The sequence below is a fragment of the Kribbella sp. NBC_00382 genome (assembly GCF_036067295.1).
GTDB lineage: Bacteria > Actinomycetota > Actinomycetes > Propionibacteriales > Kribbellaceae > Kribbella.
Window position 1 is genome coordinate 848538 of the sequence record NZ_CP107954.1, and the last position, 14583, is coordinate 863120.

14 protein-coding genes are annotated in these 14583 nt (G+C 66.5%); 7 read left to right on the top strand and 7 right to left on the bottom strand.

Annotated elements, in window-relative coordinates; translation table 11 throughout:
* The first annotated feature begins 49 nt into the window (after nt 1-49).
* On the top strand, nt 50-1186 hold the full coding sequence (locus OHA70_RS04215; protein ID WP_328328711.1) for an epoxide hydrolase family protein: 1137 nt from the start codon (nt 50-52) through the stop codon (nt 1184-1186).
* 17 nt (nt 1187-1203) lie between these two features.
* Here OHA70_RS04215 and OHA70_RS04220 read toward each other — a convergent pair whose 3' ends face one another.
* The 4 genes from OHA70_RS04220 to OHA70_RS04235 form a co-directional block, all read right to left on the bottom strand.
* A complete protein-coding gene (locus OHA70_RS04220) occupies nt 1204-1461 on the bottom strand; it encodes a hypothetical protein (protein ID WP_328328713.1) in 258 nt (85 codons plus the stop codon).
* Nucleotides 1462-1502: 41 nt separating this feature from the next.
* Nucleotides 1503-1910, bottom strand: coding sequence for a nitroreductase family deazaflavin-dependent oxidoreductase (locus tag OHA70_RS04225; protein ID WP_328328715.1), 408 nt, complete (start codon nt 1908-1910; stop codon nt 1503-1505).
* A 78-nt stretch (nt 1911-1988) separates the two neighbouring features.
* Nucleotides 1989-2897, bottom strand: a complete 909-nt coding sequence (locus OHA70_RS04230) for a ribonuclease Z (protein WP_328328717.1) — start codon at nt 2895-2897, stop codon at nt 1989-1991.
* A 4-nt stretch (nt 2898-2901) separates the two neighbouring features.
* Nucleotides 2902-3882: a threonine/serine dehydratase gene (locus tag OHA70_RS04235; RefSeq protein WP_328328719.1), complete on the bottom strand. Its 981-nt coding sequence runs from the start codon at nt 3880-3882 to the stop codon at nt 2902-2904.
* 93 nt (nt 3883-3975) lie between these two features.
* Between OHA70_RS04235 and OHA70_RS04240 the strand changes: the two genes are divergently transcribed.
* The 4 genes from OHA70_RS04240 to OHA70_RS04255 all read left to right on the top strand — a co-directional run bounded on the left by OHA70_RS04240 (nt 3976) and on the right by OHA70_RS04255 (nt 7970).
* Nucleotides 3976-4845 (top strand): LLM class flavin-dependent oxidoreductase, encoded by an 870-nt coding sequence (locus tag OHA70_RS04240; RefSeq protein WP_328328721.1) that lies wholly within the window; start codon nt 3976-3978, stop codon nt 4843-4845.
* A gap of 59 nt (nt 4846-4904) precedes the next feature.
* On the top strand, nt 4905-5939 hold the full coding sequence (locus OHA70_RS04245; RefSeq protein WP_328328723.1) for a GDSL-type esterase/lipase family protein: 1035 nt from the start codon (nt 4905-4907) through the stop codon (nt 5937-5939).
* Nucleotides 5940-6032: 93 nt separating this feature from the next.
* Nucleotides 6033-7202, top strand: a complete 1170-nt coding sequence (locus OHA70_RS04250) for an InlB B-repeat-containing protein (RefSeq protein WP_328328725.1) — start codon at nt 6033-6035, stop codon at nt 7200-7202.
* A 222-nt stretch (nt 7203-7424) separates the two neighbouring features.
* The gene (locus OHA70_RS04255; RefSeq protein ID WP_328328727.1) at nt 7425-7970 is read left to right on the top strand and encodes a hypothetical protein; all 546 of its coding nucleotides are present in this window, start codon (nt 7425-7427) and stop codon (nt 7968-7970) included.
* On the opposite strand, the gene OHA70_RS04260 is transcribed toward OHA70_RS04255, so the two are convergent.
* Nucleotides 7950-8936: a phosphotransferase family protein gene (locus tag OHA70_RS04260; RefSeq protein ID WP_328328729.1), complete on the bottom strand. Its 987-nt coding sequence runs from the start codon at nt 8934-8936 to the stop codon at nt 7950-7952. The two genes, OHA70_RS04255 and OHA70_RS04260, sit on opposite strands and share 21 nt — an antisense overlap.
* Nucleotides 8937-8982: 46 nt before the next feature.
* Entirely contained in the window at nt 8983-9171 is a 189-nt protein-coding gene (locus OHA70_RS04265; RefSeq protein WP_328328731.1) for a hypothetical protein, read from the bottom strand.
* A 158-nt stretch (nt 9172-9329) separates the two neighbouring features.
* On the opposite strand from OHA70_RS04265, the gene OHA70_RS04270 reads away from it, so the two are divergent.
* Both OHA70_RS04270 and OHA70_RS04275 read left to right on the top strand, forming a co-directional pair.
* The gene (locus tag OHA70_RS04270; protein WP_328328733.1) at nt 9330-10085 is read left to right on the top strand and encodes a class I SAM-dependent methyltransferase; all 756 of its coding nucleotides are present in this window, start codon (nt 9330-9332) and stop codon (nt 10083-10085) included.
* A gap of 105 nt (nt 10086-10190) precedes the next feature.
* On the top strand, nt 10191-11087 hold the full coding sequence (locus tag OHA70_RS04275; RefSeq protein WP_328328735.1) for a type IV toxin-antitoxin system AbiEi family antitoxin domain-containing protein: 897 nt from the start codon (nt 10191-10193) through the stop codon (nt 11085-11087).
* Nucleotides 11088-11552: 465 nt separating this feature from the next.
* Here OHA70_RS04275 and OHA70_RS04280 read toward each other — a convergent pair whose 3' ends face one another.
* Nucleotides 11553-14540, bottom strand: coding sequence for a glycine--tRNA ligase (locus tag OHA70_RS04280; RefSeq protein ID WP_328335027.1), 2988 nt, complete (start codon nt 14538-14540; stop codon nt 11553-11555).
* Nucleotides 14541-14583: the final 43 nt, after the last annotated feature.

The following is a 14583-nucleotide window of genomic DNA, read 5'->3' on the forward strand; positions in this document are numbered from 1 at the left end:
CATCCAGCTAGGACACAAGCTGTCCTAACTGGGTGACAGAGTCGGAGACATGAAGCCTTTCACCATCGACATCCCGCAGAGTGCCCTCGACGACCTCAAGTACCGGCTCGACCACAGTCGGCTGCCTGCGCCGCTGCCCGGCGACGGCTGGGACACCGGCGTACCGGTCGGCTGGCTGAGTGAGCTGGTCGAGTACTGGCGGAGCGAGTACGACTGGCGTGCGGCGGAGAAGCAGCTGAACAGCTTCCCGCAGTACACGACCGAGATCGACGGTCAACGGATCCACTTCCTGCACGTGAAGTCGCCCAACCCGGATGCTCTTCCGTTGATCCTCACCCATGGCTGGCCGGGCTCGATCGCGGAGTTCCTGGACATCATCGGACCGCTGACCGATCCCGCTGCGCACGGTGGCGATGCGGCCGATGCCTTTCACCTGGTGATTCCTTCGCTCCCTGGATTCGGCTTCTCGGGGCCGGTCTCCGAGAGCGGCTGGACTCGCGCTGGGATCGGGCGGGCGTGGGCGAAGTTGATGGCCGAACTCGGGTACGAGCGGTACGGCGTACAGGGTGGGGACATCGGTGGAGCAGTGTCGCCGGAGGTCGCCCGGTCGGCGCCGGAGCATGTCGTCGGCGTCCACACGAACGGTGGGCCGAACCTGCCGCCGATGCAGATGTCGGACGAGGAGATCGCGTCGCTGACTCCGCTGGAGCAGGACCGAGTGGCGCGGATCAAGGCGTTCCAGCGCGAAGAGTTCGGCTACATCCAGATCCAGATGACCCGGCCGCAGACGATCGGGTACGGGCTGGTCGACTCACCGGTCGGGCAGCTGGCCTGGATCATGGACAAGTTCCGCGAGTGGACGCATCCGCGCGGCACCCTGCCCGACGCGATCATCGACCGGGACCGGTTGCTCACCAACGTGATGATCTACTGGCTGACCGGTACGGCGAGCTCGGCGGCGTACGTCGGGTACGCGCAGAACTCGTGGGGCGAGCAGCCGGTGAACTCCGGCGTACCGACGGCTGTGCTCGCCTTCGCGCACGACGTCTGCATCCGGAAGTACTGCGAGGACGCGAACAACATCACCCGCTGGACCGATGTGGACCGTGGTGGGCACTTCGCGGCGCTGGAGGAGCCGGAGATCCTGGTCAGCGACGTGCGCGAGTTCTTCCATTCGCTGCGCTGACGCTTGCGCTCGAGCAGTCAGGCGGCCGGGTCGGGATCGATGCCGAGGGCACGCAAGATGTAGGTGCCCTCGGCAAGCTGTTGCCGGCCGCGCCGCTGGTCTCCCAGCGCCAGCGCGGCCTGGCCGAGCGCCCGATGGCTGTAGCCCTGCGACATCCAGTCCCCGAGCCGGACCGCCATCGCGAGCGCAGCCTTCTCCCGGGCGACCACGCCGAGCCAGTCGACGGCCGCCGGCTCGGCCGTCTCGACCCGGGGCTCCAGAACACTCAGTGACACGGTCACATCTTAGAGCGACCGCATCCCAGCCGGATCACAAACTACTGACGTTCGAGGATCACGATCGGGATGACCCGGTCGGTCTTCTTGGTGTACTCGTTGTAGTCCGGCCAGACCTCGGCCATCTTCGGCCAGATCTTGGCGCGCTCCTCGTCGGAGGCGACCCGGGCCTTGGCGGCGAACTTGTCGGCCTTGATCTGGACCTTCACGTTCGGGTCGGCCTCGAGGTTGAAGTGCCAGCCCGGGTGCGCCGGAGCGCCGCCGGCGGAGGACACGATCGCGTAGCCACCGTCGACCTCGCGGAAGATCAGCGCGTTCTTGCGCTCCTCGCCCGACTTGCGGCCGACCGTGGTCAGAATGAGGATCTCCGCGCCGTGGTCGCCGAAGTCGTAACCTTCCGCGCCGTCAGTCGCCTCGTAGCGCTCGATGTGCTCTGCTCCGTACAGCATTCGTTCTCCTTGCTTACGCGGGTTATAAAACCTAGAACCATCATCGGGCACCCGTTGTTCCCGGTCCGCCACCGGGGGTCAGCGGCGGGTCGGGACCGGCGTACGGGCCAGATCGGTGGCGACGACGATCTCGCCGTCGAACTCCTCGGCCGCCTCGGCGTGGAACGGGGTGAGGTCGGTGTAGCGCTGGGAGAAATGGGTCAGGACGAGCTTGCGTACGCCGCACTCCTGCGCGATCCGGGCTGCCTGGCGGGCGGTCAGGTGGCCGAAGTTCCTGGCCAGCTGGGCCTCCGAGGACAGGTACGTCGACTCGATCACCAGCAGGTCGGCCTGATCCGCGAGCTTGAAGATGCCGTCGCAGAGGCGGGTGTCCATCACGAACGCGAAGCGCTGGCCTCTTCGCGGCTCGCTGACCTGCTCGATGGTGACTGTCCGTCCGTCGACGACCAGCGACCCGGCCTGTTGCAGGCGGCCGACGGCGGGTCCGCTGACGCCGTACCGGCTGAGTTCGTCGGGGAGCATCCGGCGGCCGTCGGGTTCGATCAGTTGGTAGCCGAAGGACTCGACCGGGTGCTCCAGTCTGCGCGCCCAGAGTTGGCCGAAGCTGCCGACGGAGAGCAGGCCGTCCTCTTCCACTGGCTCCTCACGCAACTCGGCCCGCTCGTAGAACGAAGCGGCGTACCGGAGCCTGGTGAAGTACTCCTGACCGGACTGCGGGTAGTGCGCGTGGACGGGGTGCTGCACGTCGTCGAGTGAGAGCCGCTGGATGACACCCGGTACGCCGAGGCAGTGATCGCCATGGAAATGGGTGATGCAGAGTCGCGTGATCGCGGTCGCGGGGACTCCGGCGTACAGCATCTGCCGTTGCGTACCCTCGCCCGGATCGAACAGGAAGCCTTCGTTGTCCCAGCGTAGGAAGTAGCCGTTCTGGTTGCGCTCGCGCGACGCGACCTGGCTACTGGTGCCTAGTACAACCAGTTCTCGCACCTGGTCAGGCTAGTGCCTTGGCCAGGGTTGTCGAGGAGATATTTCCGCCGCAGCTGACGATCGCTACTCGCTTGCCTTGGAGTTCCTTGTGTCGGGCGCGGGCGGCGGCGAAGGCCATTGCGGCGGAGCCTTCGATCAATTGGTGTTCTGTGTCGATGACTGTTCGGAGGGCTTGTTTGATGGCGTCCTCGCTGACCAGGACCCAGTCGTCGACGAGTTGGCGGCACAGGTCGAAGGTGATGCTGCCCGGTTCGATGCTGCCCGCCGTGCCGTCCGAGAGGGTTTCCTGGCCTTCGATCGCGATGATCTGGCCGGCGGCAATCGACGCTGCCATCGCGGCGTCACGCTCGGGGGAAGCGCCGTAGACCTTGAGGTCTGGTCGGTGTTCTTTGAGCACGGCCGCGATGCCGCTGATGAGGCCGCCGCCGCCTACTGCGACAACTACTGCGTCGAGGTCGTTGCCTTGTAGCTGCTCAAGGATCTCGACCGCGGCTGTGCCCTGGCCGGCGATGATGTCGGGGTCGTTGTAGGGCGAGATATAGGTCAGGTCGTGCTCGGCGGCGTAGGCGCGGGCCTTCGGTTCCAGTACGCCGGAATCGGTGCCTTCGGCGCGGATCTCGAGGCCGAACCGCTTGAGCGCGGCCACCTTGCTGGGCGACGCGTTCTCCGGCAGGTACACGATGCCGCGACCGCCGAGCGTTGCCAGCGCATTGCCGACGCCCAAGGCGTGATTGCCGGTCGATGCGGTCACCACGCCGCGCTCGCGTTCTTCTGCTGTGAGGGTGAGGAGCTTGGCCATCGACCCGCGCGCCTTGAACGAGCCGGTGCGCTGGCGGTGCTCGCTTTTCACCAGTACGTCGGCGTCGAGCTCCTCGCCGAATGCGGCGTACCTCTCCAGCGGTGTTGGCGGGAGGTGCTGCCTCAGCTTCGGCGCTGTTTGCTCGGACCTGGCTGCGATCTCGGTGGGGGATGGAGCCTTGCTCATCCGGTTCTCCTCACGTCGGTCCCAGCAGGCTATCCGTCGGCTGGCGAGGCGGCTCCGGGTGAATCTGTCGGTGGCGTCCGCAAGGATGAATTGATGAGTGGTTCATTGCGTATCGGACTCGTGTTCCCACCGTCGTTGCGGCCGGAGACGCTGCGGTCGGTCGCGGCGTCGGTCGACGCTGCCGGGCTGGACGACTTCTGGCTGTCGGAGGACTGCTTCAAGGAGAGCGCCGTCGCCAGCGCAGTGGTCGCCTTGGCTGCCACCGAGCGGGTGCGGGTGGGGATCGGGCTGCTGCCGGTGGCGCTGCGCTCGGTGGCGCAGGCGGCGATGGAGTTCGCGACGATCGACCGGCTGTTCCCGGGGCGGTTCGCGGGTGGGATTGGGCACGGCGTACAGATGTGGATGGGGCAAGCCGGCGTACGGGCCGAGGCGCCGCTCACCTTGCTGCGTGAGTTCGCTACCGCGCTGCGACGACTGCTGGACGGGGAGACCGTCACGGTGTCGGGGCGGTACGTCACCCTCGACGAAGTCGCGCTGGCCTATCCCCCACTGCAACCACCGCCGTTGTTGATCGGTGCCGCTGGTCCGCGATCGCTCGCCGCCGCCGGCGAACTCGGCACCGGTACCCTGCTCTCCCTCGGCTTGCCCGTCTCCGCCGTGAAAGAGTCGGTCGCGACTGTCCTGGCCGGCGCTGGTGATCAGCCGCACGAGGTGTACGCCAGCCTGCCGGCAGCAACAGGCCCGGATGCTCGCGCCCGCGTCGATGCAGAGCTGGCCGCGTACAGAATCCCAGGCGGCCCGGACACAGGCGCCGCCGGCGACGCCCGCGCAATCGCCGACCGCTTCCTGGAACTAGCCGACGCCGGCGTCACCGGCATCTCGGTCCAACCCTGCACCGACGAACCGGACATCGGCGCCTTCGCCCACTTCCTCGCCCAAGAAGTCAGACCACTCCTCAACTGATCCTGCCCGGATAGGCGAGAATGCGGGGACTTGTCGGTTTTGAGTAGAGGTGGTGCGCGGTGGGCAATGATCCGCTTTGGACCGGCTACCGGCATCGCGTCGTGGACGCAGACGGCTGGCAAACCTTCTGGCGCCTCGACCCACGGGAGCAGCCCTTCGAACTCCACGACTGGCTAGGCCGCCCAGACCGCCCCGGCCACCGCCTCTGGTTGCGCGCAGCAACCCCCGCCGGAGTACGAGCCACTTGGCGTACAACGGCATCCTCGGTAACCCTGGAAATCCGATCCGAGCCAACCATCTACTCGGAATCCGCCCCCGTCGACTTCCTCGTCAACGGCAAACTCCACCACCGCCACCCCGTCGACCTCGGCGAACAACAATTCACCGTCGCCCTACCCAGTACCGGCGAGCCGGTCGGGTTGGCCGGTGCCGGCGAGCCGGTTGAGTTGGAGATCTGGTTGCCGCAGGCGGGCGCGATCGGCGTACGGGACGTGACGTTCGAGGGCGAAGCCGAGCCGCTCCCCCCGACCGGCCCGCGCTGGATCACCTACGGCAGCTCAATCACCCAATGCGCCGGCGCCTACGGCCCCTCCGAAACCTGGCCCGCCCTAGTCGCCCGCCAACACGGCTGGGACCTAGTAGCCCTAGGCCTCGCAGGCGAATGCCACCTAGACCCAATCGCCGCCCGAACCATCCGCGACACCCCCGCCCGCCTGATCTCCCTCTGCCTAGGCATCAACATCTACGGCGGCGAAACCTTCAACGGCCGAACCCTCCCCGGCCAGGTAGAAGCCTTCCTCCGCACAGTCCGAGAAGGCCACCCCCACACCCCCATCGTCGTCATCACCCCGCTGGTCGCCCCCAACATCGAAGGCAAACCCAACGCCGTAGGCCTAACCCTCGACGACATCCGAGCCTGCGTAGAACTAGGCGCCCGAACCCTCGCCGACCCAGACCTCCAACTAATCGACGGCCGCACAATCCTCACCCCCGAAGAAGCCCAATCCCACTACACCGACGACGTCCACCCCAACCCCGACGGCTACCGCCTTATAGCCCAACGCCTAGCCCCACTCCTAACTCTCCCGCTCTAACCCACCAGCGAAAGCAGCGTGACCTCCCTCGGCCCTTATCGTGCGGACGAGTGCGGCTTCGCAGGGAAGCACCGCACCAGCGAAGGGGGCTTCATGCTTACTCGGAACGGAATCGGCCGGCTGACGCGGACGGTGGGCGCGCTCGGCGTCGCCACCATGCTCGCCACCGGCGGCACAGTGACCGCGAGCGCCGCCTTGCCGAAGGTCACCGGTCCGACCCTGGCGGGGACCGCCAAACCGACCTCGGCCAAGTACACGGCGCTCAACGGCGGTGTCACCGATGGCACGTACTGGTACAGCGTCGTGTCGGAGCACGCCAAGTCCGGCACCAAGGTCTACGACTCCACCCAGCTGATCAAGACCAAGCTGTACGCGTCCACGCCGACCAAGATCGCGACCTTCCGGATCCGTTCCGGTCACGCCACGAATCTGCTCGGGCACGGCAACGACATGGCCTACAACGCCGACACCAAGCGGTTGATGATCCCGGCCTGGACCAACGACGACTCGGTCCAGGGTGCCACCCAGGCACGAGCCATTCGGATCATCAACCCCAGCACACTCGCGATCGAGAAGACCGTGCTGTTGCCGCACACAACGACCGGCCTGTGCTACGACGCGGTCAACAACCGGTACGCCGGCGGCACGCTGAACCAGTACTACGCCTACAACAGTGCGTTCAAGGAGACCGGGAAGTCGGCGAAGCTGACGATGACCGGCCTCGGGCAGGGTATCGACTGCGACCAGAGCTACGTCTACGTGATCACCAGCCCGAAGGGCACGCAGAAGACCAACCGGATCTTCGTCTACGACTGGTCCTTCAAGCTGGTGCGCACCTACGAGCACGCCTCCGGCTCCGAGAGCGAACACCTCACCCACCAGCGCGGCACCTACTACCTGGGCTTCAACATCGGCGCCGGCCGGCTCTACCGCCTGGACAACTTCCAGTTCACGGTGACGTACGCCGCCGCGGGTGGTACCGGCTCGATGTCGTCCACCGTGGTGCTCTACGACCGGTCGACGGCCCTGCGGAAGAACGCCTTCACCCGCTCCGGCTACACCTTCGCGGGCTGGACCGCGAAGCGTTCCTACGACGACAAGACCCGCTACCAGAACCCGAAGGACACCAGCAAGACCGGCTGGTACGCGGCCGGCCACCAGCCGAGCGGCTGGAAGCCGTACCTCTACAAGAACGGCGCGACCGTGCTGCACACCACCCCCCGCGGAGCCGTCGCCCTCACCGCGGTCTGGCGCGCGGCGTAACACCAGCCCCACCAAGAAACTAGAGCGATCAGCCGCCCAGGTGTGTGCGCAGAACGGGCCGATAGTGCGCGCGCACATCTGGGCGGGGATCGGCGCCGGGATCGTTCAGGAGCCTGGCGAACGCAACTATTGCCTCTAACTGGGCAACCCCGCATCTCCCAAGCGCTGCCACAAGCTGCAACTCGATACTGATAACCGCCCAGGCGGGGCACTGTGCACTCCATGCGCACCTGGCTCACCGGGATCCTGTCCAGCCTTCTGTACGGCGTGCTGTTTGCGCTGGGCACGCACTATCTGATGCACCTCAGCTGGACCGCGGCGCTGGTCGCCGGCGCGGTGAGCGGTCCGCCCTTCGGCGTCTTGATGGCGATCATGCAACGGCGAACGGACCGTCTTTTCTCGTCGCTGCCCGGCGACCTGTCCCGGCAGCAGGGCCGGGCCGCCGCGCGAGCTTCTCGCCGTGGCTCAGTTCCGACCGATCCGGCGGTCCGGGCGGCAGCGCTGGATTTTGCTCGCCGGCAACTGGAGCGGTATCAGTCTCGCTGGATGCGCCTGCTGCTGATCGTGGTGCCGATCCTGTTCGTGCTGATTGCGGTGTCGACGCTCCTCGACGACGATCGGCCATGGTGGAGAGCAGTCCCGCAGCTCCTCGGTGCTGCCACGTTCGGATTCATCGCCTTCGAGCCTCGCCGCCTCCGCCGCCGCGTCGCTGTGCTGTCGGCTGCCGACAACACCGACCGGCGGGTACTACCAGGTGAGTCCATCTAGATGGTTGTGGCCGGAAAGCAGGCGGGCGATGCGGTACTGCGCCGCTTCGCGGATGTCAGCCTGCGGGTGGTGTGCGTACAGAGCGAGCTCCCCGTACATGTCGTAGAAGTTCGACCGCTCGCGCAGCTGCTCGCGCTCGAACAGCTCCGGGTACGCGCCGCGCAGCCATCCGGGGACCTCTGCGAGCGTGGTCTCGTCGAGCCCTTGTTCATCGGGTGTGGGTGGGAACTCCCGCGCCCTCGCACACCAGCGCAGGATGGTGTCGAGCTCGACATCCGCCGGCTGAGCCAACGCCTCCGCGAAGTCGATAAGACCGCTGACGCGTCCGTGGTCCACGATCACATTGGATCCATGTAAATCACCATGGACCAGGACGGGTACGTCGGCGGCGAACAACGGCAGCCGTTCCTGGATCCAATCGGAGACGTCCGCGAGCAGACGCGAGTCATGACCGGGCACTCGACTGGCCGCCTCGACCTGCTGAAGCGTCGCACTCACCACGGGCGGGTGGAACGCAGGCCACGGCTTGCCGGCGAGCGCGTCGACCAGCCAGGGCGGGAGCAGGTCCGCCGGTACAGGAACGCGGTGAAGTGCGCGCAACGCAGCGCCGAGGCTCTCGATCATCGCTTGACGCGTACGCGAGTCCGCCGCCGGCCATGCGTCGTACAGGGTTCGGCCAGGCAGACGCTCGGAGACGTACCACGGCCCGTCCGGCCCGTCGCCGTGAGCGAGATGCTGGGCATGCGGCACCTCACTGCCGGCAAGCAACTCGACAACTGCAGCCTCGTGCCGATACGCGCCACGGAACTGCCCGTTGTTGTTCAGCCGTACGACGTACTCATCGCCAACCCACACACGACTAACCCAGCCCGCCTTGGGAACAAAGCGCCCGGTCGCCGACAGACCAGCCGCCGCCAGCGTCCTCCGCAACGCCGGATCGTCATCTCTCCAGTCGCCGTCGGTCATGAGCGCGAGCCTATTCGCCAGGTGGCTGCGGCGACACGGGTTTCGGTCAGCAGGGTGCGGCTACGCCGGTGGAGGGGACTCGGACGGACTTCTTGAGGGTGCGGATGCGGTCGATCATCGCCTTGGTGGCCGGGTCCTGTTCGAGTTCGGCGTACAGGGGCTCGACGGCCTTGTCGAAGGCTTGGAGGTTCGCAGGCGTCGCACTGATGATCTTGCCGCCGCGGTTGTAGTACACCGCTGCGGTGGCGGCCCCAACCCAACTGCCAGACGAGTCCGTCTAGATGGTTACGGCCCGACAGCGGGTTGCCCTGGCAAAACCATTGGTGAGCCGGCTTGCTCCGCTGATGTACTGATGTGCGACCGTGAGTCTGCCCCGTGTCGGAGGTAGTAGTTGTGACGAGCTATAACGCGCTTGCCGAGGTGTACGAGTGGCTCATCTCGGATGCGAAGCTGGCCCCGGCCGAGTTCGCTGCGTCGTTCGACGACGTCCTCGGTCTCCTGCCGCCGAACGCTCACGTCCTCGACTGTTCATGCGGAACCGGACAGTTGGCGGTCGGCCTCGCCGGTCGTGGCATGCAGGTCGTCGCAACGGACGCCAGCGAAGCGATGGTTCGTCGGACTGCAGAGTTGGCCGAGGAATTCAGGGCACCTGTCCGGACAGTACGGGCGGACTGGCAAGAGTTGCCCGACCATTTCGAGGACAACACCTTCGACATGGTGTTCTGCGTTGGCAACTCGCTGCACCATGCCGCGGGCGCGACAGGCAGGATTGCTGCCCTGGAGTCGATGTCACGCCTTCTGCGCCCGGGCGGGCGCTTGGTACTCACCTCCCGCACCTGGGAACTCGTGAGGGCCAGAGGTTCCCGGCTCGACATCAGTGACCGACTAGTCCGCCGGAACGGGCGCAATGCCGTCGTGATCTACCGCTGGGAGATTGCGTCACAGTGGGAGGAAGAGCACCACATCGAGATTGCGATCGCGCAAGTCGATGCGACTGAGTCGGTTCTTGTCCGCTCAGAACTCCTGTCCTGCTGGCCCTACCGACACGACCAACTCACAGCCGAGTTGCACCAGGTCGGACTCCGGACGGAAAGAAGCACGTACAACCCCGAGGCCGAGAACTACCTGGTGGTGGCGAGCAAGATATAGAAACAGGCTCACGGACAGGTGGCTACCTATCAAGCACACCGGAGCGCCTCGAGAACTCTAAAAGTAACTGTTGGCTGTTACTATTGAAGTATCGAGGAGGTGATCGTGGTGCGCGCAGTCGACGTGTTGGAGTCGTTGGAGCTTCTGGGGTCCAGCCAGTGGGGCCTGGTGACCACGGTCCAGGCGGCTGCCGCGGGTGTCTCCAAGATGCAGCTGTCCCGCCTCGCCGAGCGTGGCACTTTGCAGCGTGTACGTCATGGCGTCTACGCACTCCCTTCCGCCGACACCGGACCGTCGCAAGGCCTGCGTGCAGCTTGGCTCGCCACCGGCAGCCAGCCAGCGGGAAACCAGTCGCTGGCTGTCGTGTCTGGTGAGTCCGCGGCGGCCGTCCACGGGTTCGGTGACCTGCTGCCTTCCAAGTACGAATTCACGACAGCAGTACGTCGGCAGACCACGCAACCCGACATTCGGTACCGCAAGCGCGATCTGCCGGATGGAGATGTCACCCGAGTCAACGGACTACCGGTGACCACCGCCGCCCGCACCATCAGAGATCTGGCCACCGGCGGCACTGACTTCGATCATCTTGCCGCCGTGGTCCGTGATGCGGTCACCAGCACAGACGTCACTTCCGCAGCCCTCGTTCAAGCGCTGGAGCCCGCCGCAGAGCGGCTCGGATCTCCAGACGGGAACACCCTGCTCACCGCAGTACTGAAAGCTTCTGGGTACCAACCTGATACCCGGGCCCTGGAACTGCTGTCTCCGGCTTTGCGAGACAGCTTCCTCCGAACACTCGAGCCTCAACTCAAGAACGCCGTCAGCCAGGCCGTCGCCGAGCACCTCCGCCAACTGGCACCGAAACCGCGCCGCCCAGTGACGCATGAACACGAACCACGAAATGCCGCGCGTCGGCTGAACAGAAAGGCCGACGGTGGCAGAACGACTCACCCAGCTGGATGCGAACCGCCTGCGGAGGTCTCTGGGCACCAAGCTGGCCGCTGAGGCCAAGAGCCGCGGCGTCGCGGCCGACCCGGTCCGCCGCGGGGTTCGCAGAGTACTCGCGGGATTTCTGGAATCTGGACGCAGCACTCACGTTCTGCGGTACCTGCCTGGACGAGATCCTCAACGGCCGAAGAACCAACGGCACTTGGGATCCCCACCTCCGCTCCTGGCAGTAGCTGCAGCCACCAAGTATGCCCATGGCTGCGGGTGGAGGCTAGAGCTGTTAGAACGGCATGGGAGCCAACGAGACGCAGCGCGGGGCGACTACCTGACGCCGGACATCGACCCGCGTACGCACGGGCAGCCTCACCGCTCGGGGCTATGCAACAACCAGGGTGCTTTCATCAAGCGGGCGACGCAGGAGCCCGCGCCCAGGGCCGGTGGGAGCTAGCGCCGTGGGAGCGACGGAGGAGCGAACGAGGTGCCGGCGTGGGGTGAGTGCCCCACGCCGGACGGTAGCTCGGGTTAGTTTTCTTTGGTGAGGCTGGTGCCTAGGGCTTGCCAGTCGAGGACGGGGGCCGCTAGGTCGCGGATGGTGGCTAGGAGGCCTAGGCGGGCGGCGCGGAGGTCGGGGTCCTCGGCCATGACCAGGATCTCTTCGAAGAAGGTGGTGATGGGGGCTACCAGGGGCTGGGTGGCGGTGACGAAGTCGGCTAGGCCGGTGGGGGCGGTGCCTACCTTTTGGACGGCTTCGTGGAGGGCTACCTCAGCCGGTTCGGTGAGCTTGGTGGCGTCGTACTCCGCGACTGCGTCGGCCGGCACGATCCGTCGAGCTCGCTGGAGTACGGCGACCAGCTCGGCAAACCCTTCGTTCGCGACCTGCCGCTGCAACTCGGCCAGCGTCTCGTCAGCCGTCGCCGGGGCCTCGGCCAGCGGCAATACGGCGGCGACCTGCAGGTGGTCGTCGCCGCGATCGGTCAGCTGCTGCTCGTACCGCCGGACGGTGAAGTCCGCGGCATCGGCCAGCACGGCCTCGGACACCTCGATGCCTTGCCCGCTGATCTCGGCGGCGGCGGCAGCGAGGCCGGTCGACAAGGTGATCGCACGCAGCGACGGGTGCTCGCGCAGGATCGCGACGACACCAGCGGCCGCACGGCGCAACGCGAACGGGTCGGAGCTACCAGTCGGCTTCGCGCCGATCGCGAACAGGCCGGCCAGCAGGTCGAACCGATCCGCCAACGCCAGCAGGGCTCCCGGCACAGAAGACGGGACCGGGTCGCCGGCGGACCGCGGGAGTTCCATGTCAAACAACGCCTGAGCAACGGCTTCGGTTTCGCCGCTGCGGCGGGCGTACTCACGAGCCATCGTCCCGGCCAGGCTGGTCAGTTCGACGACCATCTGCGAGCCGAGGTCGAACTTCGCCAGCTCCGCAGCGCGCCGCAAGGCCACCAGATCGTCACCGGACAGCTCCACGACAGAGGCCAGGGCCAGAGCGACAGCCGCAATACGACCGGCGCGCTGAGCCATCGAGCCGAGCCGCTCTTCGAAGGCCAGCTTCTCCAGGCCCTGCTTCATCGCCTCAGGCGTGCTCTGCAGATCAGCACGCCAGAAGAAGGCAGCGTCCTCGTAGCGGGCACGCAGTACGCCCTCGTTGCCGTTCCGCACGGTCGCCTCGTTGACCGAACCGTTGGCAACGGCAACGAAGTGTGGCAGCAGCTCACCCGAAGCACCACGCACCGGCAGGTAGCGCTGGTGCTTGCGCATCACGGTCGTGAGGATCTCGGCCGGCAGATCAAGGTAGTCGGCCGAGAAGTTGCCGAGGATCGGCGTCGGCTCCTCGATCAGGTTGACGATCTGGTCCAGCAGCGCGGACTCAGCCTCGAAGTCGATGCTGCCGTTGACCTCACGCGCCAGCAGCTCCGAGGCCTCTACAACGCGCTGACGCCGCTTGGCCGGGTCGGCCTCGATGCCGTGGATGCGGAGCAGGTCGAGGTAGCCCTCGGCAGAGGCGATCTCCACCGTCGGCTGCGCGGCGGTACGCAGTACACGCGTGACCCGCCCAGCCGTCAGCGACGACACCGACACCGGAACGACCTGGTCACCGAGCAGCGCGACCAGCCAGCGGACCGGCCGGGTGAACGACAGCTTGGCGTCGTTCCAGCGCATGTTCTTGTCCGACCGCAGACCGCTGACGATCTCGGCCAGTACGCCGCTGAGCACCTCCGCAGCACCACGCCCCGGATCAGGCTTGGTCACCGCGACGTACTCGACACCGTCAACCACCAAGTCGTGCAGCTCCGAAGGATCCACCTTCTGCCCCCGGGCGAACCCAGCAGCGGCCTTCGTAAGGTTGCCCTCGGCATCAAATGCCGCCGCCTTCTTCGGACCACGCGAAACCTTCTCCGCATCCGGCTCACTCGCCTGGACGGCAGCCACAAAGGCGACCACCCGGCGCGGCGTCGCATACGTCGTGACCTCGCCATGCCCAAGACGGGTCGCGGCGAGCTTCTCTTCCAAAGCCTTACGAACGGCGACGGCAGTCTTGGTGACCTCCGACGGCGGCATCTCCTCGGTACCGATCTCGAACAGCAACTGCCGCGTCCCACTCATCACCGGGAACTCGGTAGGCAAAGCAGCGGCCGCAGGCAGCGAGGCGATACCGAGTGGGTGCTCGAGCTCAGTACGCCGCTCCGCCCAAAGCGACGCCACCTCGCGCGCCAGCGTCCGCATCCGCCCGAACGCCTTGGCGCGCTCGGTAGTGCTGACCGCGCCGCGCGCATCGAGCACGTTGAACGTGTGCGAGCAACGCAAGACATAGGTATGAGCCGGAACCGGCAGCCGCAGGTCGAGCATCCGGCGGGCCTCGTTCGCGTACTCCTCGAACAGCCGCTTCTGGCTGTCGACGTCGGCGTCGTCGAGGTAGTACCGGCTCATCTCGTACTCCGCCTGGCCGAACGCCTCGCCGTACGAGATGCCCGGCGCGTAGGCGATGTCCTTGAAGTGCGAGACGCCCTGCAGCGCCATCATGATCCGCTCGATGCCGTAGGTGATCTCCACCGACACCGGGTCGACCGTCATGCCGCCGGCCTGCTGGAAGTAGGTGAACTGGGTGATCTCCAGCCCGTCCAGCCAGACCTCCCAGCCGAGTCCCCACGAACCGGTCGCCGGGTTGGCCCAGTTGTCCTCGACGAACCGGACGTCGTGCGCGTCGATGTCGATACCGAGCGCCTCGAGGCTGCTCAGGAACAGCTCCTGCGGGTTGCCCGGGTCCGGCTTGAGCACGACCTGGAACTGGGTGTGCGTCTGCAGCCGGTTCGGGTTCTCGCCGTACCGGGCGTCGTCCGGACGGACCGAGGGCTCGACGTAGGCGACCCGCCACGGCTCGGGACCGAGGACGCGCAGGATGGTCGCCGGGTTCAGCGTGCCGGCCCCCACCTCGGTGTTGAACGGCTGCACGATCATGCAGCCGCGGTCGGTCCAGTACTTCGTCAGCGCGAGCAGCGCGTCCTGCATCGTGAGCACGAACAACTTCCTCAGGTTCGGTCGACATTCGGGG

Coding starts and splice junctions, on each gene's coding strand:
- OHA70_RS04240 (WP_328328721.1), top strand. CDS start 3,976: ATGAGTGGTTCATTGCGTATCGGACTCGTGTTCCCACCGTCGTTGCGG.
- OHA70_RS04255 (WP_328328727.1), top strand. CDS start 7,425: ATGCGCACCTGGCTCACCGGGATCCTGTCCAGCCTTCTGTACGGCGTG.
- OHA70_RS04215 (WP_328328711.1), top strand. CDS start 50: ATGAAGCCTTTCACCATCGACATCCCGCAGAGTGCCCTCGACGACCTC.
- OHA70_RS04260 (WP_328328729.1), bottom strand. CDS start 8,936: ATGACCGACGGCGACTGGAGAGATGACGATCCGGCGTTGCGGAGGACG.
- OHA70_RS04280 (WP_328335027.1), bottom strand. CDS start 14,540: ATGCAGGACGCGCTGCTCGCGCTGACGAAGTACTGGACCGACCGCGGC.
- OHA70_RS04235 (WP_328328719.1), bottom strand. CDS start 3,882: ATGAGCAAGGCTCCATCCCCCACCGAGATCGCAGCCAGGTCCGAGCAA.
- OHA70_RS04250 (WP_328328725.1), top strand. CDS start 6,033: ATGCTTACTCGGAACGGAATCGGCCGGCTGACGCGGACGGTGGGCGCG.
- OHA70_RS04225 (WP_328328715.1), bottom strand. CDS start 1,910: ATGCTGTACGGAGCAGAGCACATCGAGCGCTACGAGGCGACTGACGGC.